This is a genomic window from Collinsella phocaeensis, from assembly GCF_900119895.1.
GTDB lineage: Bacteria > Actinomycetota > Coriobacteriia > Coriobacteriales > Coriobacteriaceae > Collinsella > Collinsella phocaeensis.
On sequence record NZ_FQLR01000004.1, the window covers coordinates 1,180,797 to 1,204,045 of the forward strand.

Genomic DNA, 23,249 nt, shown 5'->3' on the forward strand with positions numbered 1-23,249 from the left:
GCACGACCATGCCCGCCGGCCTGTTGGCGCCGACGGGCATGACGGGATACATGGGAAAGGTTGGGCTAAAGCGGCGTCTCCACGTCGGATACCGAATCCGAAGGCGATGCCGAACGCAGAACCTCGCGATCCGGAATGACTGAACGAGGCGCGAGCTCATCATGGCGAGCCCGAAGGAAACGCGGAGGCTTGTAGCAAACATGATCGAAGTCGATGTACTCGACTTCATCGAGCAGGCGCTCGATCATGGCCTCATGGTCGAACATCTCCCAAGCGGAGTGGACCTCGTCCAGCTTCGCATGCGTCTCGGGACGACGCGGCATGAACAGCGTACAGCAATCCGGCGCCGTCTCGCAGGAGATGTCATAGGTCCCGATCTGCTGGGAGCGGACGATGATCTCCTGCTTATCGGACCCGATGAGCGGGCGAAAGACGGGCAGGTCGACGACTTCGTTGACCGCCATGATGTTTTCAAGCGTCTGCGAAGCGACCTGACCGAGGGATTCCCCCGTCACGATCGCCTTCGCGCCCTCCATGCGGGCGATGCGCTCGGCGACGGCGTACATCACCCGTCGATACATGATCACCCTCAGCTTTCCGGGGCAGGCAAGGGAGATCTCCCGTTGGCAGTCCCCGAAGGGTACCACATAGAGCCGTCCGATCTGCACGGACGGCGCGAGCACGCGCACGATGTCCTGCGTGAGGTACTCGCTCGTATCGGCAGTCTGGGGGCGACCCGAGAAGTGGACCGGAACCGGAACGGCGCCACGGCGAGCAAGCATCCAGGTCGCGACGGGGGAATCTATACCGCTCGAAAGCAAGGTGACGACCTTGCCGGCGCTGCCCTGCGGTAGACCGCCGACGCCCGGCTCGCTCTTGGCGTAAACGTAGACGCTCCCCTGGACCACCAGCACATGGACGGTCACGTCGGGCCCGTGCATCTGGACCTTCTTGTCGGGAAACGCCTCGCAGAGGACCTCGCCGACCTGACGGTTGAGGTCGAGCGAGGAGAGCTCGTAATCGGTGTTGGACCGACGGGCAGAGACCTTGAAGGTCTCGAACTCCCCCGCCTCGCGCATGGCCGAAACCGCCGCCCGGCAGTACTCAGTCGGTTCGCGGTTGGTGTGGAACGCAAGCGAGACGCGAGCGACGCCCGGGGTACGCGCGATCGTGTCGAACGCATCCTCGGCCAGACCGTTAGCGGAAAACGTCACGAGTATATGCCCGGAGATACGCGTGATGCAGGAAACAGAGAAGGCGGCCAGGGCCGCCTTCAGGTTATCCATGAGGATGCGCTCGAAACGGGCACGGTTCTTGCCCTTCAGTCCGATCTCGTGATAATGGACCAGGCAGACGCGGCTCGCCATGCTACGCTTCCGCCACCTTGTGACGCAGGGCCGTCTCGAAGCGGTCGGAGTCGTAGGAGATGCCGCCGTCGATAATCTCCTCCATAGCCATGGAAATCGCGTCCTCGCCGGAGAGGGCGATGGTGATGTCGTCGACATCCTGGACAGCAAGCACGCGGTTATGCTGACCGCGCAGCATGCTGTTGATGTCGCAGGCGCGCTTGGAGGCGACGGAGGCCAGCAGGAAGCGGTTGTTATCGGTCTTTTCGAGCAGATCGTCGATACGAGGCTTAGTTACAGACACGTGACCTCAATTCCTTTCGTGCTTCTCGATCACGCTCGCAAGCTCGGCGCATGCGCAATCGAGATCGTCGTTGATAACAACATCATCGTAACGGTCGGCGAGCGCCATCTCGCGCTCGGCGTTGGCGAGGCGGACGGAGAGGGTCTCCGCGGTCTCGGTGCCGCGCATCTCCAGACGCTCACGCAAAACATCAAGCGAGGGCGGCATGATGAAGATCAGGACCGCCTCGGGAAAGCGCTCCTTGACCTGGAACGCACCCTGGACATCGATCTCGAGAATCAACGATGAACCCGCGGCGAGCTTGGAGGAGACCTCGCTCACCAGCGTCCCGTACCGATGTCCGTGAACGGACGCCCATTCGACGAATTGATCGGCGTCGATGCGGCGGCTGAACTCCTCTTCGCTCAGGAAGTAATAGCTGACCCCATCGACTTCGCCCTCGCGCGGCTCCCTCGTGGTAGCGGAAACCGTCAGGCCCAGGTTGGGACGGCTGGCGCGGATACGCGCGACGATCGTGCCCTTTCCTGCGCCTGACGGCCCGGAGATCACAAAGAGCTTGGGCTCGATGCGGTCCACTACTTGGACAGCTGCTCGAGCAGCTGCTCGCGCTGACGGACGCCGAGGCCCTGAACGCGACGGGTCGCGGAGATGCCGAGCTCGTCCATGATCTTGGCGGCCTTGGCCTTGCCGTAGCCCGGCAGGGACTCGATGAGCGTGGAGACCTTCATGCGGGAAGCGATGGGGTCCTCGGAATTGAGGACGGACTCGAGGGTGATCTCACCCTTCTTGATCTTCTCGCGCAGCTCGGCACGAGCGTGACGTGCGGCGGCGGCCTTCTCGAGAGCGGCCTTGCGCTGCTCGTCGGTGAGCTGAGGAAGGGCCATGAGAACCTCCAAAAATCGTGGTGCAAGAATCATCATACGACGTCTGAGCAGGCAAGATGCCTTCTAGGCGTCAGGTGCGACTGAATACATTAGTCGATGTGGACGGAAAGTTCAAGCAAACATGCAGGAAGAAGCGATAATCGGCCACTTTTTCACGAAATGGATGCCTTAAAACCCGCTGGTAGGGCGCGAGGCCTAGATTTCATCGACAAGCTCGGAGACGATGCGCTCGAACGCCTCGACCGGATCGGCCGCACCGGTGATGGGACGTCCCACGACGATGTGGCTCGCCCCCCGCACGATAGCCTGGGAGGGCGTCGCGACGCGCGACTGATCGCCCAAGGCGGCCCCGGCGGGACGGACGCCCGGAGTGACGATGAGCGCGTCGGGACCGAGCAGCGCGCGCATGGACTCCGCCTCCATGGGCGAGCACACGATGCCGTCGATGCCGTTGCGCTGCGCGAGCACGGCGAGGCGCGCGGCCTCGTCGGCGACGGGGGCCTCGATGCCGATCTCGCCGAGCGCATCCTGGTTCATGCTGGTGAGCACGGTTATCGCGACCAGGCTGGGACGGTCCCCGCACACGGATGCCGCATCTTCGGCGCCTTCGCGACAGGCGGCAAGCATGTCCCCGGACCCCAAACCGTGAACGGAGAGCAGATCAGCCCCGGCAAGGGCCGCCGAACGGGCGGCCCCGCGCACCTGATGCGGAATATCGTGGAACTTGAGGTCGAGGAACACCTTGAACCCACGCTCTTTGAACGTGCGGACGATCTGCGGCCCCTCGGCGTAAAAGAGCGTCATGCCGACCTTGAGCCACCGAGCGTGGCCGGACAGGGAGTCGGCGAGCTCGAGGGCGCGATCGCGGTCGCAATCGATGGCGACGATAACGCGGTCGCGCGCATCTGCCTCTAGCATTCGAAAGCTCCAATCAGCTCGTTGATATCGCGGACACCCTGGCTCTCGGCCCACTCCTCCAGCTCGTGCAGGATGCGGACGGACGCATCGGGCTCGATGAAGCTTGCCATGCCGACTGCAACGCAGCATGCGCCGGCGAGGATGAACTCGGCGGCATCCTCGCCCGTCATGACGCCGCCCACGCCGCAGACCGGGATATCGACCGCGTTCGCGGCCTCCCAGACCATGCGCACCGCGATCGGATGGCACAAGGGGCCGGACAGGCCGCCGGTGGGCTTGGACAGCTTGGACCGACGCGTATGCACATCGATCGCCATACCGGGGATGGAGTTGATCACCGTGAGGCCGTCTGCACCCTCGGCCTCCAGCGCGCGAGCGATCTCGGGGATGCGGACGGGGGCCATCTTGACGAAGAGCGGGCGATCGGTGACCTTGCGACAGGCCCGCATGACCTCGGCGGCGCCTTCCGGGGTGGAGCCGCAGGCGGCGCCCCCCGCCGCGATATTGGGACAGCTCACGTTAATCTCAAAGCCCGCCGCCCAGGGGGTGAGCTCGCAGAACATCTCGAGAGCCCGGACGTACTCCTCGGTCGAATGCCCGGCGACCTGGCAGATCACCTGCGTGCCGGCGTCGGTGAGATCGGCCAGCCAAGGACCGTAATCGCGCGCGAAGGCCTCGACGCCCGGGTTCTGAAGCCCGACGGAGTTCATCATGCCGCCGCGGACCTCGGTCATGCGCGGGGCGGGGTTGCCCGGCCAGGGCTCCGCAGCGCACCCCTTCGTGGTGATGGCACCGAGCTGGCTCACATCCATGAGCTCGCTGAACTGCCACCCCTGCCCGAACGTGCCGGACGCGGTGTTGATGGGGTTCTTCATCTTGACGCCGCCGAAATCGACGGCCATGCTCACCTGGCTCACCAGACCACCACCTTGGTCGCATCGAACACGGGGCCGCACATGCAGGCCCCCTTCATGCCGTCCGTCGTCTCGACGTTGCAGGTGCTGCAGGCGCCGAAACCGCAGCTCATCATGCGCTCGAGCGAAGCCTCGCAGAAGACGCCCGCGGAAGTGGCGGCTTCGGCGACCTTGCTCATCATGATGCCTGGGCCGCAGGTCGCGACGTAGTCGTACGCCCCTGAGGCGAGCAGCTCGGAAGCAGGCTCGGTGACGAAACCGGCGAAACCCGCGGTGCCGTCATCGGTAGCGATGCGGATCTCGCCGCACCCGAGGCCCTCGAACTCATGCACGCCCACGAGCTTGTCCCCGCTCGCGGCGCCGAAGCAGGCGTCCACGCGGACGCCGGCGGAGGCGAGCTCGCGCGCGAGGCAGAGCACGGGGGGCACGCCGATCCCGCCGCCCACGACGAGCGCGCGGCGGCAGCCCTCCGGCGCGGACCAGCCATGGCCGCCGGGCCCCAGCAGGTCGCTTTTGAACCCGGGCTCCCAAGCGGACATGCGGCGGGTTCCGTTGCCCACCACCGCGTACCAGAGCTCGACGGTGCCGGCCTCGGCATCGCTGGAGACGTAGCTCAACGGAATGCGAAGCAGCTCGCTGGCATCCCCGGGAATGCGGATGTTGACGAACTGACCGGGCTTGAGCGCAGATGCCAGACGCGGGGCCAAAATGACGAGCGAGAAGATGCCCTCGGCGATCTTCTCGTTCGATACGACCTCGAAATCGTGCATGCGCGCAGGTGAAGGACTCGGCATGTATGCTCCCTTCCCCATGCGAAGCATGGTGCGAAAGATGCGCGCGGCCCTCCAGCCGGGAAGCCGAAGGGCCGCGCAGCGTGTACGGTGCTATGTTAGCAAACAACCCCGTCCGCGAGCGTGCGCTTACCGCCGACGAAGACGTCCGTGGCGCGACCGAGCAGCTCGGCGCCCTTGAAGCCGGAGTTCTTCGCGTGGCTCGCGAACTCGTCCTCGGAGACGGTCCAGGCGGCATCGGCGTCGAACACCGTGATGTCGGCGAGGCTGCCGGCAGCGATGCTCACCGGCTCGAGGCCGAGGATCTCGCGGGGCTTGGAGCTCATCAGCTCGACCATGCGGCCATAGCCCATCTTGCCGGTCTTCACGAGGTTCGTGTTGATCAGGGCGAGAGAGGTCTCCAGGCCGATCATGCCGAAGGGGGCGAGCTCGAACTCGCGGGACTTCTCCCAATCGGCATGCGGCGCGTGGTCGGTGACGATGGCGTCGACGGAGCCGTCGAGAACGCCCTCGATCAGGGCCTCCGCGTCGGCAGCGGTGCGCAGGGGCGGATTGACCTTGAGGCACGTGTCGTAGGTGCCGTCGATGGCGTCCTCGGTAAGGAACAGGTGATGCGGGGTCGCCTCGCAGGTGACGGGCAGGCCCTTGGCCTTGGCGGCGCGAACCATGTCCAGACCGCGAGCGGTGGAGATGTGCTGGATGTGCAGCTTGGCGCCAGTGAGCTCGGCGATCATGATGTCGCGCGCGATCTGGAGCTCCTCGCCCTCCGCCGGCCAGCCGAGCAGGCCGAGGCGGGTGGAGACGGCGCCCTCGTTGATCTGGCCGTCGCCGACCAGGTCTTCATCCTGGCAATGGCTCATGAACACCTTGTCGAACATCTTGCCGTAATCCATAGCCCGGCGCATCATGCCGGCACCCTGGATACCGCGCCCGTCGTCGGTGAACGCGACGCAGCCGTGAGCGACCATGTCGCCCATCTCGGAGATGATCTCACCCTTGAGGCCGCGGGTCATCGCGCCGGAAGGATACACGCGGCAGTGGCCCTTGGCCGCGGCGACGGACTTGATGTACTCGATGACCACCCCGTTGTCGGTCACCGGGTCGGTGTTGGGCATCGAGCAGACGCCGGTGAAGCCGCCCTTGGCGGCGGCAGCGGTCTCGCTCTCGATGTCCCCCTTGGTCTCGAAGCCGGGCTCGCGCAGGTGCACGTGCATGTCGACGAGACCGGGGACGAGGTACTTGCCGGTAAGGTCGACGACCTCGGCGCCTTCGGCCGAAAGACCCTCCCCGACGTTCACGATGCGGTCGTTCTCGATGAGGACGTCGACGATGCCGTCGAGCTCGACGGACGGGTCGACGACGTGAGCGTTCTTAAGAAGCAAGGCCATTGTCGGCACCTCCAAGCAGCAGATACAGGGCAGCCATGCGCACGCAGATACCGGCGTAGACCTGGTCGAGGATGACCGAGCGCTCCGGATGGTCGGGCATGTAGGAATCGAACTCGACGCCACGGTTGATCGGGCCGGGATGGCACACGATGGCGTCGGGCTTCATGAGGCGCTCGCGCTTCTTGGTGAGGCCGAACAGCTGATGGTACTCGCGCAGGCTCGGGAACGGCGCACCCTCGAGGCGCTCGCGCTGGATGCGCAGCATGTAGACGACATCGAGCTCGGGCAGGACGTCGTCGAGGCAGTACGCGACGTGATCGGCACCAAGGACGTCGGGGCGCGGCGGCAGCAGCGTGCCCGGGGCGACGACGGTCACCTCGGCGCCCATGATCTTGAGCGCGGGGATGAGCGAGCCGCAGACGCGGGAATGCCCGATATCGCCGACGACGCCGACCTTCAGGCCCTCGAAGCTCTGCTTGCGCTCCCAGATGGAATACAGGTCGAGCAGGGCCTGCGTGGGATGGCCGTGCTTGCCGTCACCCGCGTCGATGACGACGGCGGGGCTGGCCTGGGAAACGATATGCGGGGCGCCGGCGTGCTTGTCGCGGACGACGATGCAGTCGATCTTGTAGGCATCGAGCGTCATGACGGTGTCGATGAGGCTCTCGCCCTTCACCGTGGAGGTGGAGGAGCCGCCGAAGTTCAACGTGTCAGCGGACAGGCGCTTCTCGGCGAGCTCGAAGGAGCTGCGGGTGCGCGTAGAGGGCTCGTTGAACATGTTGACGATGGTCTTGCCCTTGAGGGTCGGAACCTTCTTGATGACGCGCTCGTTGACCTCGGAGAAGGCCTTGGCGGTCTGAAGGATCGTCATGAGCTCCGAGTCGGAGTACTCGGAGATGTCGATCAGGTGCTTATGGTTGTTGAACACGGGTTACTCGCCTCCCAAAGGAGCGGAGCCTACATGGGAACCGGGCTCCACGTCCGAGATCTCGACGGACGTGCGACCGTCCACTTCCTTGCAGAACAGGCGAACACTCTCGTCGCGGGACGAGGGGACGTTCTTGCCAACGAAATCAGGGCTGATGGGAAGCTCGCGATGACCGCGATCGACCAGGACGGCCAGCTCGATACGGCTCGGGCGCCCCAGGTCCATGATGGCGTCGAGCGCGCAGCGGATGGTGCGCCCGGTGTACAGGATATCGTCGACGAGGACGATGCGCTTGCCGTCCACGTTGAACGGAATGTCGGTCGCGTGGACCTCCGGCGAGATATGCGTGGCGAAGTCGTCGCGGTAGAAGCTGATATCCAGGCTCCCCAGCGGGACATCCACCCCCTCGATCTCGCGGATCTCGTCGACAAGTTGCTTGGCGAGCAGGTCGCCGCGGGTGACGATGCCCACGATGGCGAGGTTCTCGCAGCCCTCGTTGCGCTCGAGGATCTCATGCGCGATGCGCGTCATGGCACGGGAGATGCTGATCTCATCCATGATCACGGCCTTGGGTGAAGAGGTGCCCATCGATCTCCTTCCCTTCTCACGGCGGACGGCGGGCCGTCGCGCCAAAAAAATAGATGCCAACCGCGCAGCGGTGAGACATCCACACAGAAAGGCCCTCGATAGGGCTATGTAGCAATCCATGCGAGCATCTCGTACTGCGCTTAATGGTCATAACCAGTGTAAGCGCAGCGCAGGCGGTGTCAAGCGCGAAGGCAAGAAATGCCGCAAGTGAACGGACGCCGATGTTCAGCGCGCGGCGCTGGATCCGCAGCGTCGGCGTGGATCCGGCGCCGCGCCTCGGCGTCGCGATCGGGGACGCCTTGCGACAAGGCCGCAAGGAAACAACGGGCCCGCCCAAACCGGCAGGCCCGTTGCACACGTGATGAATCAGCCGGATCAGGCCGCTACTGCTGAGCCTGCGGAGGCTGGAAGGGGTTCTCGCGGCGCATGAGGGTCATGAACTCCTCGCCCGTGATCGTCTCCTTCTTGTAGAGGTAGTGCGCGAGCTCGTGCAGCTTGAACTTGTTCTCGCGCAGCGTCTGGAGGGCGCTGGCATGCGCCTCCTCGATGATCCGCTTCACGACCTCGTCCACGCGCTCGGCGGTGCCGGGGGCGCAGGTGAGCGAGGTGTCCTGGTTCAGGTAGGCGTTCTGGACCGTGCCGAGCGCCATCATGCCGAACTCCTCGGACATGCCGAAGCGGGTCACCATGTTGCGCGCGAGCTTGGTCGCCTGCTCGATATCGTTCGCGGCGCCGGTGGTCATCTCGCCGAAGATGAGCTCTTCCGCGGCACGTCCGCCGCAGTAGACGGCGAGCTTGTTCAGGACCTCCTGGCGCGTCGTCAGGAACTTCTCGTCCTGCTCGACCTGCATGGTGTAGCCGAGCGCTCCGGACGTGCGCGGAACGATGGTGATCTTGGTGACCGGGGCACCGTCGCTCTGGCTCGCGGCAACGATCGCGTGGCCGATCTCGTGGTACGAGACGACCTGCTTCTCATGGTCGGAAAGCACCGTGGACTTGCGCTGCTGTCCAGCGATGACGACCTCCACCGACTCCTCGAAATCCTCCTGCGTAGCGCGCTTGCGGCCCAGTCGGACGGCGCGGAGGGCGCCCTCGTTGATGATGTTGGCAAGGTCGGCGCCGGAGGCGCCGGGAGTCGCGCGCGCGATGGCCGTGAGGTCGATGGGCGGCTGGATCTTGACGTCCTTGGAATGCAGCTCGAGGATCGCCTTGCGACCGGTGAGGTCCGGAAGCTCGACGGGCACCCGTCGGTCGAAGCGACCGGGACGCAGCAGCGCCGGATCGAGGCTATCGGGGCGGTTCGTTGCCGCGAGGACGACGATGCCCTTCTGGTTGTCGAAGCCGTCCATCTCGGTGAGAAGCTGGTTGAGCGTCTGCTCGCGCTCATCATTGCCGGAGAAGCCGCCCCCGTCGCGCTTCTTGCCGATCGTGTCGATCTCGTCGATGAAAACGATGCAGGGAGCTTTCTCCTTCGCCTGCTTGAAGAGGTCGCGCACCTTCGCGGCTCCGCGACCGACGAACATCTCGACGAATTCGGAACCCGATATGCTGAAGAAAGGGACGCCCGCCTCGCCGGCGACCGCCTTTGCGAGCAGCGTCTTGCCCGTGCCCGGAGGACCGACGAGCAGCGCGCCGCGCGGCAGCTTGGCCCCGATCTCCTCATAGCGCTGCGGGTTCTCCAAGAAGTCGACGACCTCCTTCAGGGACTCCTTCGCCTCCTCCTGCCCGGCGACATCCTTGAACGTAACCCCTACGTCCTTGCTGGCGACGATGCGCGCGCCGGACTTGCCGAGGCCGCCGCCGCCGAGACCTCCGAACCCGCCGGAAAAATCCATCGAGGGGTTATCGTCGCCCATGGCCTTCTTCATGCGACGGTTGAGCCACCAGCCGAGCAGCACGAAGATGATCAGCGGGCCGAAGACCGTGATCAGATAATAGACCCACAGGCCCGAATCGCGATCGGGCACCACCGAGGTCAGGGCGGCACCGGCGTCGACGACGCGGTCGGTGAACCCGGAATCGTTCGGCATGCCGGTGGTCTTGTACGCGACGTCGTCGCCCTCGCCCTTCTTGGTCCACAGAATCTCGTACGAATCGGTGTTGTACTCGACCTTATCGACCTCCTTCTTGTCGAGCGCGTCGACGAGCGTCGTGTAATCGGTCTCCGTGATCTTCTGCTGGTAGCGCATGCTAGGGAACAGCACGTTGCTCAGCACGAGATACACAGCGAACGCGATCAGCACGTAGAGGATCATGTTCCTCCGGCGCTTGTTGTCGTTCATCTCCATCTTGGTCTCCACACGTGTCGATTGCTTGAAACTTGCTTTAGGGTACCCCGTTCCCCGTCAGATAAACCCGGAGCGTCCACGAAAGACCGTCGCGGAACCATGGGCCGCATCGTTCCGGTGCCCGCTATCGAACTGGCGATAACGCCACGAGATCGACGCAGCGCGCGAAAAGCAAGGGCGACGCCCCGGGATCACACGACGAGATCGAGCTTCTCGGCGCGGCGCTGCGCATGGGTGAGCCAGTGCCCGAAATGATGGTAGGCCACGAACAGCGTGGCGGTCAGTATCCACGTCACCGGATACACGAGCAGCATCGTCTCGAGCGTATGGTGTAAGGGCACCACGGCAAGCAGCCACCCCACGCGGAACATGACGGTGCCCACGACGGTGAGCAGCATGGGTCGAAGGCTCTCGCCGGAGCCGCGGATGGCTCCGGAGGTGTTGTCGACCACCGAGTAGAACAGGTAAAACGGAGCGATGAAGTGGATCATCTTCGACGTGAACCCAACCACGACGTCATCATCGATGAAGAAGCGGGCGAGCGGGTCGACGAAAGCGATCAGGAGCAGGGCCATGCCGCCGATAAGCGCGACGGTGATCATCAGGGAGGTATGGTATCCGCGTCGCATGCGCGCATAGTTGCGCGCGCCGAAGTTCTGCGCGGCGAACGTCGTCATCGCGACGCCGAGCGCCTCGGTCACCATCCAGACGATGCCGTCCAGGCGCGCCGCAAGGCCCCAGCCGGTGACGGCATCGGCGCCGAACGAGTTGACCGTGGACTGCACGATGATATTCGAGATCGAGTACAGGGACGACTGGATGGCGAGGGGCACCCCGGTCGAAAGCATGCTCCGGCAGATACGCCGATCGATTCCCAGCCTACGCAGCTCAAGCCGCCAGGGGCCCTCGGCCCGCATGAGGCGCAGAAGAACCATCGACGCGTTGACCGTGATGGTGAGCGCGGTCGCGATGCCGCAACCGAGCGCCTCCATGCGCAACGCGACAACGAAGACGAGGTCGAACAGCACGTTGAGCACGCATCCGCTCGCGATGATGAGGGCAGGCGCCCGGGTATCTCCGACGGCGCGCAGCAACGCGGTCCCCATATTGAGCACGAGCGAGCAGACCATCACACCGAAATAGCATCGCGAGTACGCAATGGCCTCCGCCAAGAGCTCGCTCGGCGTGCCCATGATTCTCAGGATCGCGGGTAGGAAGATGACGCCCGCGACCGAAATGGCGCCACCGAGCACAAGGGCTATCGTCATGGCGGTATGCACGGAGCGCGCGAGGCGCTCGTCATCGCGCTGACCGAAAAACTGCCCCGTGATGACGGCGCAGCCCGCACCGAGACCGACGCAGAACCCGATGGCGAGCTCGGACAGCGCAGAGGTGGACTGAATGCCGCCGAGGGCGATCTTTCCGCCGAACTGCCCGACGATAAACGTGTTTACGAGGTTGTACGCCTGCTGGAAGAACGAGGCGAAGAAGATCGGTATACACAACGACAGGAGCTGCCGCCAGATGACGCCCTCGGTGACGTCGATCGATCCGCTCTTCCCCTGACCCGCCATAGGCAACCCCAGCCCCTCGCAGCTTTCACACCAAGAAGGAGTCTACACCAGGCGCGCCGAGACGATGCGGGCAAGCTCGGCATGGCAGACGAGTCGCTTACGCGAACATGCCGGGCCGATAGGTGTAGCCGTTGTCGACATGGGGGCAGAGCTGCCAGAACGCGACGGCGCTCGCCGCCGCGACATTCAGCGAGTCGACACCGTGGGCCATGGGGATGCGGACGGTCCTGTCGCACCCGGCGATGGTCGCCGGCGAGAGACCGGATCCCTCCGTGCCCATGAAGAGCGCGAGCCTGTCGATCGCCTTCAGCGAGGGCTCGTCCAGGGAGACCGAGTCGTCGGCGAGCGCCATGGCGGCGCAGGTGAACCCGGCGCCGTGCAGCACCGCCAGCCCGTCATGGGGCCAGGAGGCGGCGTCGCGGCCGATCCGGCACCAGGGGACCTGGAAGACCGTGCCCATGCTGACGCGCACGGAGCGGCGGTACAACGGGTCGCAGCACGTCGGGCTGACCAGGATGCCGTCCACGTTGAGCGCCGCGGCGCTGCGAAAGATCGCTCCCACGTTGGTGTGGTCGACGATGCCTTCGAGGACGCAGACGCGGACGGGTCTCCCCGCGCCGCGCTCGATGAGCGCATCGAGGAATGCGGCCGGATCGGGCATGGGCGGGCGGTGAAACGCCGCGAGCGCCCCGCGCGTCACCTTGAACCCGCACAGCGTCTCCATGAGGTCCATGGGGGCGACGAACACCGGGATGTCGAGTCCGGGGTTCGCGGCTGAAACCTCCCGAAGGAGCGGGAGTAGCTGATCGAGCCAGCGCTCCCCCAGCAGGAAGCTCTCGGGAACCAGACCCGCACGGACCGCACGCTCGATGACCTTCGCGCTCTCGGCGATGAAGATCCCGCGCTCGGGCTCGAGCACGCAGCGGAGCTCGCGTTCGGTCAGGCGGGTATATGCGTACAGGCGGGGGTCGTCGAGCGAGTCGATCCGCAGGACGGAGGGCTCGTGGCTACTCATCGCTGTCCTCAGCGGAACCCTTGGAGCCCGCACGGGGCCCGACGATCTTCTTGACGGTCCGCTTGACGTCGGCGAGCAGCCCGCCTGCAGGGTGCGCCGCCGCCCAGGCCGCACGCCTCTTGTACTGCTCGTGCTGCTCGAGGAAGATGTCCTCGTACTCATCCATGAGGCGCTGGTAATGGTCGACGGCTCCCTGGATCTCCTCGTCCGTCGGGTGCCCCTTCTGGACGCCGCCCATGAGCTTGTACGGGCCCCAGGTGTCGAACCCGAGGCATCCGTACGACGTGATGAAGTTCGCGCGCTGCATGCGGCAGAGGGCATCGATGTCCTTGCCGTACCATTTGTCCTGGCCGCCGTAGGTCATGAGCGCGAAGACCTGCTGGCCCTCGTGCAGCACGTTGGAGAGAACCCGCGAGAGGTCGGCGTCGATCTTGCCGTAATAGATGCCGGATGCGACCCCGACGAGCGGATAGTCGGATAGGTCGGGATACTCGTTCTTCCCGAGCGTCGCCACGTCGATGGACTCGACCTCGGGAAACGCGGCGGTGACCGCGTCCACGAGCTTCTTCGTGTTCCCGTGGTGCTTGGAACGGTACAGAATCATGGTCTTCATGCAGATGCCCTTCATGCGTGCCGGGGACGCCCGGCCCCTCGCGCCCTAGCGGGCGGGGATGATCTCGATGTAGAACCCGTCCGGGTCGGTGATGAAGTAGATGCCCATGGAGGGGTTCTCCTTGGCGATGCAGCCCATGGAGGCATGCAGATCGTGCGCAGCCTCCATGTCGTCGACGGCGAATGCGAGGTGGATGTCGCGGCCGCCCTGGTTGTACGGCTCGGTCCGCCCCTCGTTCCATGTCAGCTCGAGCTGATGAGGGCTTACGCCGTCACCCAGGAAGACGAGCTTCCAAGAGCCGTCTTCGGGCCCCTTCTCCCGCACGGGGACCAGACCGAGCGCCTTCTCGTAAAACGCGAGCGAGGCTTCGAGGTCAAGTACGTGAATCTCGGTGTGCGCCATGGTGAACTGCATGGTATGTCCTTCCTGGTTGCAGATTATATGTCCCTCGTCCAGTCGTGCGCCCTCGGCGTCCCGCAGGCAGCCTAGAGCAGCTCGGACGCGACGATGGCGATATCGGAGGCGGTATCCAGGAACTTGAGCAGCCCCGGGCGGACATCGTCGCGTTCGCGGCCGGACCGTCGATATGTCACGAACTCGTAGCGAAGACCGGCGTCGCCCTGGCCCTCGCCCACGACGCACTCGCCTTGCCGATCGACGGCGAGCCAATCCGGGTCCTCGTCGAGGTTGGGAAAGAAGGTGTCGACAGCATGCGTCACGTGGTTGTGCGTGACCTCCGCCTCGACGCAATGCGGCAGGAGCTGCCGATAGACCGCTCCCCCGCCGATCACCCAGGCGACGTCCTCGTCGCAGACGGCGGCGAGCGCCTCGTCTATCGAATGGACGGTCTCGATCCCTTCGCGGGAGAACGACGCGTCGCTCGTGAGGACGATATTCCGGCGGTCCTTCAGCGGCTTCCCGCCGGGGAAGCTCTCGAGCGTCTTGCGACCCATGATGACGGGGTGCCCCTTGGTGCATGCGACGAAATGGCGCATGTCGGCGCGGTTGGAAACCACCATGTCGCCATCGCGCCCGATACCCCAGTCGTCGCAGACCGCGACGATCGCTTTCAATGTGCACGTCAACGCAACCACCTACACCGCGATAGGGATGTTCTTGACCTGGGGGCCGTGCTCGTATCCCTCGACGACGAGGTCGTCGGTCGTGAAATCGTAGAAATTGGTGACTTCGGGGTTAAGGGAGACCCTGGGCGCCGGGAACTGGGGCCGCTCGATGAGCTCGCGCACGATGTCGACATGGCGGTCGTAGATGTGCGCGTCGACGATCACGTGCAGTAGCTCACCGGCGACCATATCGCAGTGGCGGGCGACCATCATGAGCAGGATCGCATACTGGCAGACGTTCCAGTTGTTCGCCGCGAGGATGTCCTGGCTCCGCTGCATGAGCACCATGTTGAGGACGGGCTTATCGCACCCGGGTTCCGCGGTCACGTTGTACGTGACCGAATAGGCGCATGGATACAGGTGCATCTCGCAGAGGTCGGAGAACGTGTACATGTTCGTCATGATGCGACGCGAGTACGGCGTGTGGGTGAGGTCGAACAGCACGCGGTCCATCTGGTCGAAGTCGCCCTCCTTGTAGTGCGACTTCTGCGCGATCTGGTATCCGTAGGCCTTCCCGATGGACCCCGACTCATCGGCCCACTGGTCCCAGATATGGCTCTTGAGGTCGTTGATGTTGTTCGACTTCTTCTGGTATATCCAAAGGATCTCGTCCATGGCGGACTTGAGGGCCGTGCGGCGAAGCGTCAGCGCGGGAAACTCCTCCCGAAGGTCGTAGCGGTTGGTGACTCCGAAGCCCTTGATGGTGTAGGCGGGGATGCCGTCCTCCCAATGAGGACGGACGAGCTCCCCCTCAGTCGTGGTGCCGTGGTCGAGGATGCCGCGGCACATAGACACGAACAGCTCGTCTGCCTTGCTCATGCGCGCTCCTTGCCTAGATAGGTGTATCGAGGACCCATTGTACGGCACGGGGCGCGACAGGAGGCTCCCACTCGGGCGATTCAGGAACGCTCCACCGCGGCCTCCCGCCCCGCCTCCCCTTGCGGCTCGACGCCCCACGATGAGACCGCCTCGATGAGCGCAGACGAGATGAAGACCGTCACCAGCGAGAACGCGATGCGCGTCAGCGGGATGTAGCTCAGGGAGAGAAAGAGGACGGTGACGTCCGAGATGAGGTAGCAGGCGCTCAGGCGCCACCCGCTCAGGCGCTCGATGGAGAGCGCGAGGGCGTCGTCACCGCCCGACGAGGCCCCTTGGCGGACGATGACGCCCACCCCTAAGCCCACGAACGCCCCACCGAGCACGGCGGCCGTCAGCGGATGGGCCGTGAGGTCGGGGAGCATGTAGGGAAGGTGCTCCCACAGGGAATAGAACGCCGACACGATGGCGGAGCACACGAGCGACCACCCGAGAAACGCGCCGCCGAGCACGCGGAACGCGAGCGCGTAGCAGGCGATGTCGACGAGCGGGGCGGCGATCGAGGCGGGAATCCCGAACCAGTGGCCAGCGAGCAGCAGGGCGCCGATCGCGCCGCCCTCGGTGATGCCCACCACCTGATGGATGTTGTGGATGCCGAACGTGGCGACGCCGGCGCCAACGGCTATGACCGCAACGCGCCTGCCTGCGCCGAGGCTCCAAGAGCGGAGTTTGCAGACGAGACGACCCATGATGCACGCTTCCTTTCCAACGCTCCTTTTGCTCGTCATCTACGCTAAACTCTAGTACCGTACCAGGGTCAAGCGCCTTTGATGGAGAGATGGTGACGATGAGCGAACGGCCGAAGCGAAGCTATCGAATCGGGGAGATCGCGAAGCTTTTCGGTATCGGGATAGATTCGCTGCGGTATTACGAGCGCATCGGGATCTTGAGCCCGCGGCGCGAGGTCAACGGCTACCGGACCTACGCGCTCGAGGACATGTGCCGTATCGCGCTCATCAAGGAGCTCCGCCGGCTCGACGTCCCCATGCAGCAGATCAAGGACTACGTCGACGACCAGACGGTCGAGGGCACGGTGCGCCTGATCGGGCGCGAGATCGAGCTCGTGGACCAGCGCATCGAGGAGCTTCAGGAGCGAAAGCGGACGATGCGCGAGCGGCTCGAGGGCATCGAGCGTGCGCAGGCGCAAAAGACGGGTGGGTTCTCGCTCGTGCACCATCCGGCCCGACGGTGCGTGGAGCTCGCCGCGCGCCTCGAGCGAGACGAGGAGATGGACTTCGCGATCCAGCGGCTTCACAAGCGGCATGAAGACGAGATCCCCCACCTGGGCACCCTCGCCATCGGGGCTTTCCTGTCCACCGAGGACCTGTGCTCCGGAAAGACGAACATCTACGAAGCGGTCTTCTTCGTCCTACCCGACGACGCCGTGGCATGCGATTTCGAGCTGTCGGCGGGCCCCTATCTCACCTACTGGTATAGAGGCAGCTATCAGCAGAACGGCACCATCCTGAACCGCATGCTCCGCTATGCCGACGAGCATGCCCTGAACGTCGTCGGCGACCCCTTCGAGATCTACGCGGTGGACAACCGCGACACGTCGGTCGAGGAGGAGTTCCTCACCAGGGTCGAACTGCCCGTTGCGCTTCCCTGTCGCGCGGGCTCAAAATAAGCGGCGCCCGGCCGCACGAGGCTGGCCGGGCGCCGCGGCGCATCGCAGTCTGCGTCGACGGGACGGACGCTATTTGCGCATCTGGCGCTCCATCTCGCGCAGCATGTCCATCTCGGACCCCCCGAAGGGGTTCGCGCCCCCCATGCCGGGCATACCGCCCATGCCGGGCATGTTGCCGAGGCCGGGGATTCCGGGCATGCGGCCCTTCTTCCCCTTCTTGCCCTTCTTGCCCGCAGCGGCCTGCTGCTGCATCGAGCGCATCTTCCCCATCACCTTGTTCATCTCTCCCCACTGCTTCATGAGGAGGTTGACGTCGGCCGGCGTGGTGCCCGAACCGCGAGCGATGCGAGCGCGGCGCTGGCCGTTGATGATCGACGGGCGGGCGCGCTCCTCGGCGGTCATGGAGTTGATCATGGCTTCGCAGCGATCGAAGACGCCCTCGTCGAGGTTGTCGAGGTTGCCCATCTGGCGCGTGACCCGGCTTCCGAGCATGCCGAGGATGCCCTTGGCGCCGCCCATCTTCTTGATCATGCGAAACTGGTCGAGCATGTCGTTCATGGTGAGGCCGTCGCGCAGCATGCGCTGGGCTGCCTCGATCTGCTCGGCGTCGGCGGCCTCCTGGGCCTTCTCGATGATGCCGACGACGTCGCCCATGCCGAGGATGCGCTTGGCCATGCGCTCGGGATCGAACGTCTCGAGCGAGTCGGGCTTCTCGCCCATCGAGACGAACTTGATGGGCTTGCCGGTGACCGCGCGGACCGAGAGCGCTCCGCCGCCGCGCGCGTCGCCGTCGAGCTTGGAGATGATGACGCCGTCGAACTCGGTGCGCTCGGCGAACGTGGAGACGACGTTCACGATGTCCTGGCCCGTCATGGCGTCGACGACCATGAGCACCTGGTCGGGCTTGACCGCGCGCTTGATGTCGACGGCCTCCTGCATCATCTGCTCATCGATCTGGAGTCGGCCGGCGGTATCGACGATGACCACGTCGCGCAGGTTGTCGACGGCCTCCCGGATGGCGCCGCGGGCGATCTCGACGGGATGGGCGCCGTCGCCGCGAAAGACCGGGACGCCGATCTCGCCGCCGAGCGTGGCGAGCTGGTCGGCAGCGGCGGGGCGGTACACGTCGCATGCGGCGAGCATCGGGCTTCTGCCCTGCTTCTTGAGCATGTACGCGAGCTTCGCCGCGGCGGTCGTCTTACCCGAGCCCTGGAGGCCGACGAGCATGATGACGTTGGGGATGCGGCTGGAGAAGACGAGCTTGCTCTCGCTCGCGCCGAGCAGGGAGATGAGCTCGTCCAGCACGATCTTGACGACGTTTTGCGCAGGGGTCAGGGAGTCCATGACCTCGGCGGTGAGGCAGCGCTCCTTCGTCTTGGCGACGAAATCCTTGACGACCTTGAAGTTGACGTCGGCCTCCAGCAGCGCCATGCGGATATCGCGCATCGCGCTCGTGATGTCGGCCTCGGTGAGCTTGCCCTTCCCGCGCAGGCGGTCGAAGGTATCGTTGAGCCGATCGGACAGGGATCCGAAAGCTGCCATGTGAACTCTCCTTTATTCATGAAGGCGCGCGCCGGGACGAAGCCGGCGCGGCCGGGTGTGCTGGTGACGTCCTGAGGGGACGGGCCCTATTCGCCCACGAGGGCGCGGGCGAAGTCCTCGGGATCGAAGGCCTGGAGGTCATCGACCTGCTCGCCCACCCCGATGCGCAGGATCGGGAGCTTGAGCCGGCTCGCCACCGCGAGCGCGATGCCGCCTTTCGCCGTGCCGTCGAGCTTGGTCATGATGATGCCGTCGAGACCGAGCGCGTCGTTGAACTCGAGCGCCTGGCTGAGGCCGTTCTGGCCCGTGCCGGCATCGATGACGAGCACGACGTGGACCGCCATGGGGCCCGCCTGCATCTGGGCGGCGCGCTTGCGCGTGACGTTCACGACCTTGGCGAGCTCGCGCATGAGGTCGGCGGACGTATGCAGGCGCCCAGCCGTATCGATCAGGACGAGGTCGCTTCCCGCCCGGTCGGCTTCGTCCAGGACGTCGTAGCAAACGCTCGCGGGGTCGGCCCCGCGCTCGCGCTTGATCACGGGCACACCGGCGCGGGATCCCCACACGTCGAGCTGCTCGATGGCGGCGGCGCGGAAGGTGTCCGCGCTGCCGATCACCACGCGCTTGCCGCGGTGCGCCATGTCGCTCGCGATCTTGCCGACCGTGGTGGTCTTGCCGGCGCCGTTGATGCCGACGAAGAGCACGCAGCTGGGGGTGTCGCAGAAGAAGTCTGAGCCGGGCTCGACGAACTCCTGTGCCAGTCGGGCCGCGAGCGCACGGCGGAGCTGCGGGGCGGTCGTCAGGTTCTTGCGGGCGGCCTCGTCGCGGAGGTCGTCCGTGACCGAGCAGGCGATGTCGGCGCCCATGTCTCCCATGACGAGCGTGTCCTCGAGGTCCTCCCAGAAATCCTCATCGACGTCGCCGCCGAAGTAGAAGACCTCGTTCAGGGCCTCGCGGCTGCGCTCCAGCCCGCGCTTGAGGGAAACGAACAGACCCATTATGCATTCACGACCTTTCCGGTTTCGCGGTCCAAGCGCTGGCTGACGACGCGGCTGACGCCGTCGGCCTGCATGGACACGCCGTAGAGCACGTCGGCGTCCTCCATGGTGCGCCGCTGGTGCGAGATGACTAGGAGCTGCGTGCTGCGACGCAGGACGTCGATTGCGCCGATCAGCTTCGAGAGGTTGGAGTCGTCGAGTGCGGCCTCGACCTCGTCGAGCACGTAGAACGGCACGGTACGGGTACGGTACACGGCAAACAGAAGCGCGAGCGCCGTGAGGCTCTTCTCGCCGCCGCTCATGAGCATCATCTTGGTGATGCGCTTGCCGCGGGGCTGGGCGACGACCTCGATCCCGGTATCGGCGGGATGGTCGGGATCGGTCATCTCCAAGTGGGCCGAGCCGCCGGGGAACAGCATCTCGAACACCTCCCGGAAGTTGGCGTCCACCTTCTGGAAGGTCGAGATGAAGGATGCGCGCATCTTTCGGTCGATCGCCGCGGTGATCTTCGTCAGCGCGGCGCGAGCGCCCTCGAGGTCGGCGAGCTGAGCTGAGATATAGTCTGCCCGCTCACGCAACCGCTCGTACTCCTCGAACGCCACCTGGTTCACGGGACCAAGGTTGTTGATCTTGCGAACAAGCTCGGAGAGCTCGCGCTCGCAGGCGGCGCGGTCCGAAGGGGCCGGAAGGGCCAACGCCTCCTCAAGCACGGTGGTTCCGTCGGCAGTGATGGCCGAGACGGCATTTTCCACCTGCACCTCGAGCTTGCCGCGCTCGACTTTCGCCTCGTTCACCGCGGCGGCGGCGCACTCGACCTCCCGCCTGGCGGATTCGACCTGGCCACGGGCGTCTTCGATGGTCCGCTTGAGCGAAGCGGAGTCGGCCTCCTCGATCGACGCCTGGTCGCGCAGGCGCGCAGCCCAATCCATGGCGCGCTCCGAGAGCGCCTGGTACCGATCGTGCAAGGGATCGACCCGAAGGCGCAGCACCTCGAGCGAACGGGCGGCCTGACTCGTCGCGCGGATGCGGCGGTCGAGGCCCTCGAGCCGGCGCTCGAGCTCGGGGGCGCGAGCGGAGAGACTGCGGATGCGTTCGGCGGCCTGCGCCAGGCGAACCTTCGCGTCGCTCAGCTTGCCCGCAGCCTCCGCATCCTGGACGCGGACGCGCTCGAGCTCGTCGTTCACCTCGTCGACCTTGCGGGAGATGCGCTCGACCTCGGCCGACGCCGCATCCCGGGCGCTCGCCAACTCCTCGAGCTGGGGCTGCGCGTCCCGGACGGACTCGGCAGCCTGGGAGCGACGGCGCGCGACCTGGGTGCGCTCGGCCTGGGCCTTCGAAAGGCTCTGCTCGAGACGCCCGATCTCGGACAGCAGCGAGCGGCGCTCGCCCTCAAGGCGCGCGATCTCTCCGGCGGCCTCAGAATCCTTGGCCCGAGCGTCCGCGAGCGCGGCAGCGGCCTCCTCCGCGCGCTGGGCAGCGGTGTCGAACAGGCACGAGAGCTCAGGCTCGAGCTCCTCGAGCTCGCGGATGCGGCGCTTGCGCTCAAGGACGCCGTCGGCGGCATCGCCCAAGCTGCCGATGCGGACCGTGGGCCCCGCCACCCGGGCGCCATCGGGCGTGACGTAGACGACGCCGGGGAACCTGGGGGCGGCGACGGCGTCGCCTACGGAATCGACGACGTACACGCCTCCGAGCAGTGCCGCGACGGCCTGCGCATACCCGTCGCGCACGCGCAGGCGCTCCACGAGCCGATACCCCGCGGCGGGAACCTCGGGGGAACGCTCGGAGGAGCAGGACAGGAGCAGCGCCTGCCCGGTGGCGTCGAGACCCTGGGCGTAGGCTCCGAGCCGGGCCAGCTCCTCGTCGCCCGCGACGAGGAGGGCGTCGATATCGGCGCCGAGCAGATGCTCCACGAGGGACTCGAGCTCGGATGGCGCCTCGATGACGTCGCCGAGGCGCGCGAGGACGTCCTCGGCGCGGCCGCGCGAAATCTGGGCGGCGAGCGGCGAGGCGTCGGCGGCGCGCTCGTCGAGGCGCTCGAGGCTGGAAAGCTCGCTGCGAACATCCGACAGCCTCCCGCGCGCCTCGCCCTCCTGGGCGCGGCGGGCATCCTGGGCGTCGCGCGCGGCCTTGATGGCCTCCTGCATGTCATCGCGTTGGGCGCGCGCGTCGGCGAGCAGCTCCTCGACCTCGTCGGCGCGGTCGCGACGGCTCTCGAGGGACGCCGCGACCTCTTCCGCCTGAGCGTCTATCTGCTCGAGCCGGGAGGCGTACATGGAGTCCTCGAGCTCGGCGTTCGACAAGGCCTCCTTGACCTTCACGTAGTCGAGCGCGCAAGAATCGGCAACCGAGCGCTGCTCCCGCATGTCCCGCGTGAGCGCCCGCAGCTGCTCATCCAAGTCGACGCGCCGGGCATGGAGATCGTCGCTCGCCGGCTCCGCCTTCTCAACGTCCGCGCGGGCGACCTCGGCGGCGGCGCGCGCGTCGTCCAATCGGGCTCGCAGGTCGTCGAGCTCCTCGACGACGCGGCGGCGCTGATGCTCCGACCCCGACAGCGTTCCCCGCATCTCGGAGAGGCGCGCGACCATGTTGCGCCCCTTCTCCTCGAGCAGGCGCATATCCGAGCCGATGCGGCCGACGACATCCTGCATATGGCGGCGCTGCTCGCCCAGGTCTCCGACGAACAGGCCTTTTTCCTCAAGCATGACCTGGAGCTTCTCGAGTTCGCGCTCCTTCTCGGACAACCGGTACCGCGCGAGCTCCGAGCCCGCCTCGGCCTCCTTGCCGCGGATCTCGAGGTCGGACCACGCCGCCTGGAGGCGCCTCAGCTCGTCGACGGCGAGGATCTGGGTCAACTCGTTGGCGCGGGCCGTGAGCTCGCGATGCTTGCGAGCGCGGTCGACCTGGCGCTCGAGAGGGCGAAGCTGGCGGGCTATCTCGCGATTGATGTCGCGAGCTCGCGTGAGATGCTCGTCCATGGACGCGATCTTGCGCAGGGCGCGCTCCTTGCGGCGCTTGTGCTTGGAGATTCCCGCGGCCTCCTCGATGAGGCTGCGCCGCTCCTCGGGCCGGCTCTGGAGGATCGCGTCGAGCTTGCCCTGGGAGATGATCGAATGCGTGTCCTTGCCCATGCCTGAATCGTGCAGGATGTCCTGGATGTCCATGAGCCTGCACGGGCTCGAGTTGATGAGGTACTCGCTCTCCCCCGATCGGTACATTCGCCGGGTGATGGCCACTTCGTTGAAATCGACGGGCAGGACGTGGTCCGAGTTGTCGAGCACGAGCGTGACCTCGGCAACACCCACGGGCTTGCGGGCGGAAGAGCCGGAAAAGATGACGTCCTCCATGGCCTGACCGCGCAGCTGCTTCGCAGACTGCTCACCGAGCACCCAGAGGATGGCGTCGGAGACGTTCGACTTGCCCGAGCCGTTCGGCCCCACGATGACCGTGAGACCGGGCTCGAACGTCATATGGGCGCGGTCCGCGAAGGACTTGAAGCCTTTGAGGGTGAGGGACTTGAGGTACACGGCT

Annotated in this window: 22 protein-coding genes; 1 reads left to right on the forward strand and 21 read right to left on the reverse strand. The window is 65.7% G+C overall.

Annotation, left to right across the window (positions count from 1 at the left end):
* Positions 1-65 precede the first annotated feature (65 nt).
* From thiI to BQ7355_RS07265, 18 genes are all read right to left on the reverse strand, one after another.
* Positions 66-1,367, reverse strand: coding sequence for a tRNA uracil 4-sulfurtransferase ThiI (gene thiI / locus BQ7355_RS07180; protein ID WP_072415567.1), 1,302 nt, complete (start codon positions 1,365-1,367; stop codon positions 66-68).
* Position 1,368: 1 nt separating this feature from the next.
* Positions 1,369-1,650, reverse strand: coding sequence for a DNA-directed RNA polymerase subunit omega (locus BQ7355_RS07185; RefSeq protein ID WP_072415568.1), 282 nt, complete (start codon positions 1,648-1,650; stop codon positions 1,369-1,371).
* A gap of 6 nt (positions 1,651-1,656) precedes the next feature.
* Positions 1,657-2,226 carry a guanylate kinase gene (gmk, locus tag BQ7355_RS07190; RefSeq protein WP_072415569.1) on the reverse strand — a complete coding sequence of 190 codons (570 nt, stop codon included), beginning with the start codon at positions 2,224-2,226 and terminating at the stop codon, positions 1,657-1,659.
* Positions 2,226-2,534, reverse strand: coding sequence for an integration host factor, actinobacterial type (gene mihF, locus BQ7355_RS07195; protein WP_072415570.1), 309 nt, complete (start codon positions 2,532-2,534; stop codon positions 2,226-2,228). The genes gmk and mihF overlap by 1 nt, the downstream gene beginning before the upstream one ends.
* A gap of 195 nt (positions 2,535-2,729) precedes the next feature.
* On the reverse strand, positions 2,730-3,452 hold the full coding sequence (gene pyrF, locus BQ7355_RS07200; protein WP_072415571.1) for an orotidine-5'-phosphate decarboxylase: 723 nt from the start codon (positions 3,450-3,452) through the stop codon (positions 2,730-2,732).
* On the reverse strand, positions 3,446-4,354 hold the full coding sequence (locus BQ7355_RS07205; protein WP_083581706.1) for a dihydroorotate dehydrogenase: 909 nt from the start codon (positions 4,352-4,354) through the stop codon (positions 3,446-3,448). Before BQ7355_RS07205 ends, pyrF begins: the two co-directional genes overlap by 7 nt.
* A gap of 11 nt (positions 4,355-4,365) precedes the next feature.
* Positions 4,366-5,136: a dihydroorotate dehydrogenase electron transfer subunit gene (locus tag BQ7355_RS07210; protein WP_072415572.1), complete on the reverse strand. Its 771-nt coding sequence runs from the start codon at positions 5,134-5,136 to the stop codon at positions 4,366-4,368.
* A gap of 119 nt (positions 5,137-5,255) precedes the next feature.
* Positions 5,256-6,545, reverse strand: coding sequence for a dihydroorotase (locus BQ7355_RS07215; RefSeq protein WP_072415573.1), 1,290 nt, complete (start codon positions 6,543-6,545; stop codon positions 5,256-5,258).
* Positions 6,529-7,473, reverse strand: a complete 945-nt coding sequence (locus BQ7355_RS07220; protein WP_072415574.1) for an aspartate carbamoyltransferase catalytic subunit — start codon at positions 7,471-7,473, stop codon at positions 6,529-6,531. Before BQ7355_RS07220 ends, BQ7355_RS07215 begins: the two co-directional genes overlap by 17 nt.
* 3 nt (positions 7,474-7,476) lie before the next feature.
* Positions 7,477-8,061 (reverse strand): bifunctional pyr operon transcriptional regulator/uracil phosphoribosyltransferase PyrR, encoded by a 585-nt coding sequence (gene pyrR, locus BQ7355_RS07225; protein ID WP_072415575.1) that lies wholly within the window; start codon positions 8,059-8,061, stop codon positions 7,477-7,479.
* 383 nt (positions 8,062-8,444) lie between these two features.
* Positions 8,445-10,349 carry an ATP-dependent zinc metalloprotease FtsH gene (ftsH, locus tag BQ7355_RS07230; RefSeq protein ID WP_205407592.1) on the reverse strand — a complete coding sequence of 635 codons (1,905 nt, stop codon included), beginning with the start codon at positions 10,347-10,349 and terminating at the stop codon, positions 8,445-8,447.
* A 191-nt stretch (positions 10,350-10,540) separates the two neighbouring features.
* On the reverse strand, positions 10,541-11,923 hold the full coding sequence (locus BQ7355_RS07235; protein WP_072415576.1) for an MATE family efflux transporter: 1,383 nt from the start codon (positions 11,921-11,923) through the stop codon (positions 10,541-10,543).
* A 97-nt stretch (positions 11,924-12,020) separates the two neighbouring features.
* A complete protein-coding gene (locus BQ7355_RS07240; RefSeq protein ID WP_072415577.1) occupies positions 12,021-12,938 on the reverse strand; it encodes a TrmH family RNA methyltransferase in 918 nt (305 codons plus the stop codon).
* A complete protein-coding gene (locus tag BQ7355_RS07245) occupies positions 12,931-13,551 on the reverse strand; it encodes a flavodoxin domain-containing protein (protein WP_072415946.1) in 621 nt (206 codons plus the stop codon). Before BQ7355_RS07245 ends, BQ7355_RS07240 begins: the two co-directional genes overlap by 8 nt.
* Positions 13,552-13,596: 45 nt before the next feature.
* Positions 13,597-13,965: a VOC family protein gene (locus BQ7355_RS07250; protein WP_072415578.1), complete on the reverse strand. Its 369-nt coding sequence runs from the start codon at positions 13,963-13,965 to the stop codon at positions 13,597-13,599.
* A 71-nt stretch (positions 13,966-14,036) separates the two neighbouring features.
* Positions 14,037-14,624 (reverse strand): dihydrofolate reductase, encoded by a 588-nt coding sequence (locus tag BQ7355_RS07255; protein WP_083581638.1) that lies wholly within the window; start codon positions 14,622-14,624, stop codon positions 14,037-14,039.
* Positions 14,625-14,645: 21 nt separating this feature from the next.
* Positions 14,646-15,494: a thymidylate synthase gene (thyA, locus tag BQ7355_RS07260; protein ID WP_072415579.1), complete on the reverse strand. Its 849-nt coding sequence runs from the start codon at positions 15,492-15,494 to the stop codon at positions 14,646-14,648.
* 80 nt (positions 15,495-15,574) lie between these two features.
* Entirely contained in the window at positions 15,575-16,240 is a 666-nt protein-coding gene (locus BQ7355_RS07265; RefSeq protein WP_072415580.1) for a YitT family protein, read from the reverse strand.
* A gap of 98 nt (positions 16,241-16,338) precedes the next feature.
* Here BQ7355_RS07265 and BQ7355_RS07270 point away from each other — a divergent pair, with 98 nt between their 5' ends.
* Positions 16,339-17,178 carry a MerR family transcriptional regulator gene (locus BQ7355_RS07270; protein ID WP_072415947.1) on the forward strand — a complete coding sequence of 280 codons (840 nt, stop codon included), beginning with the start codon at positions 16,339-16,341 and terminating at the stop codon, positions 17,176-17,178.
* Positions 17,179-17,247: 69 nt separating this feature from the next.
* Here the strand turns inward: BQ7355_RS07270 and ffh are convergent, their stop codons facing one another.
* The 3 genes from ffh to smc all read right to left on the reverse strand — a co-directional run bounded on the left by ffh (position 17,248) and on the right by smc (position 23,245).
* Positions 17,248-18,720 (reverse strand): signal recognition particle protein, encoded by a 1,473-nt coding sequence (ffh, locus tag BQ7355_RS07275; protein WP_072415581.1) that lies wholly within the window; start codon positions 18,718-18,720, stop codon positions 17,248-17,250.
* Positions 18,721-18,806: 86 nt separating this feature from the next.
* Positions 18,807-19,718: a signal recognition particle-docking protein FtsY gene (gene ftsY / locus BQ7355_RS07280; protein ID WP_072415582.1), complete on the reverse strand. Its 912-nt coding sequence runs from the start codon at positions 19,716-19,718 to the stop codon at positions 18,807-18,809.
* Positions 19,718-23,245: a chromosome segregation protein SMC gene (gene smc / locus BQ7355_RS07285; protein ID WP_072415583.1), complete on the reverse strand. Its 3,528-nt coding sequence runs from the start codon at positions 23,243-23,245 to the stop codon at positions 19,718-19,720. The genes ftsY and smc overlap by 1 nt, the downstream gene beginning before the upstream one ends.
* Between the last annotated feature and the right edge of the window lie 4 nt (positions 23,246-23,249).

Excerpts from the sequence above, each read along its gene's own strand:
- pyrF (WP_072415571.1), bottom strand. The coding sequence starts at position 3,452 with ATGCTAGAGGCAGATGCGCGCGACCGCGTTATCGTCGCCATCGATTGC.
- ftsH (WP_205407592.1), bottom strand. The coding sequence starts at position 10,349 with ATGGAGATGAACGACAACAAGCGCCGGAGGAACATGATCCTCTACGTG.
- BQ7355_RS07250 (WP_072415578.1), bottom strand. The coding sequence starts at position 13,965 with ATGCAGTTCACCATGGCGCACACCGAGATTCACGTACTTGACCTCGAA.
- ftsY (WP_072415582.1), bottom strand. The coding sequence starts at position 19,718 with ATGGGTCTGTTCGTTTCCCTCAAGCGCGGGCTGGAGCGCAGCCGCGAG.
- BQ7355_RS07240 (WP_072415577.1), bottom strand. The coding sequence starts at position 12,938 with ATGAGTAGCCACGAGCCCTCCGTCCTGCGGATCGACTCGCTCGACGAC.
- BQ7355_RS07270 (WP_072415947.1), top strand. The coding sequence starts at position 16,339 with ATGAGCGAACGGCCGAAGCGAAGCTATCGAATCGGGGAGATCGCGAAG.
- thiI (WP_072415567.1), bottom strand. The coding sequence starts at position 1,367 with ATGGCGAGCCGCGTCTGCCTGGTCCATTATCACGAGATCGGACTGAAG.
- ffh (WP_072415581.1), bottom strand. The coding sequence starts at position 18,720 with ATGGCAGCTTTCGGATCCCTGTCCGATCGGCTCAACGATACCTTCGAC.
- BQ7355_RS07205 (WP_083581706.1), bottom strand. The coding sequence starts at position 4,354 with ATGGCCGTCGATTTCGGCGGCGTCAAGATGAAGAACCCCATCAACACC.
- BQ7355_RS07210 (WP_072415572.1), bottom strand. The coding sequence starts at position 5,136 with ATGCACGATTTCGAGGTCGTATCGAACGAGAAGATCGCCGAGGGCATC.
- BQ7355_RS07235 (WP_072415576.1), bottom strand. The coding sequence starts at position 11,923 with ATGGCGGGTCAGGGGAAGAGCGGATCGATCGACGTCACCGAGGGCGTC.
- mihF (WP_072415570.1), bottom strand. The coding sequence starts at position 2,534 with ATGGCCCTTCCTCAGCTCACCGACGAGCAGCGCAAGGCCGCTCTCGAG.
- thyA (WP_072415579.1), bottom strand. The coding sequence starts at position 15,494 with ATGAGCAAGGCAGACGAGCTGTTCGTGTCTATGTGCCGCGGCATCCTC.
- BQ7355_RS07215 (WP_072415573.1), bottom strand. The coding sequence starts at position 6,545 with ATGGCCTTGCTTCTTAAGAACGCTCACGTCGTCGACCCGTCCGTCGAG.
- BQ7355_RS07265 (WP_072415580.1), bottom strand. The coding sequence starts at position 16,240 with ATGGGTCGTCTCGTCTGCAAACTCCGCTCTTGGAGCCTCGGCGCAGGC.
- pyrR (WP_072415575.1), bottom strand. The coding sequence starts at position 8,061 with ATGGGCACCTCTTCACCCAAGGCCGTGATCATGGATGAGATCAGCATC.
- BQ7355_RS07245 (WP_072415946.1), bottom strand. The coding sequence starts at position 13,551 with ATGAAGACCATGATTCTGTACCGTTCCAAGCACCACGGGAACACGAAG.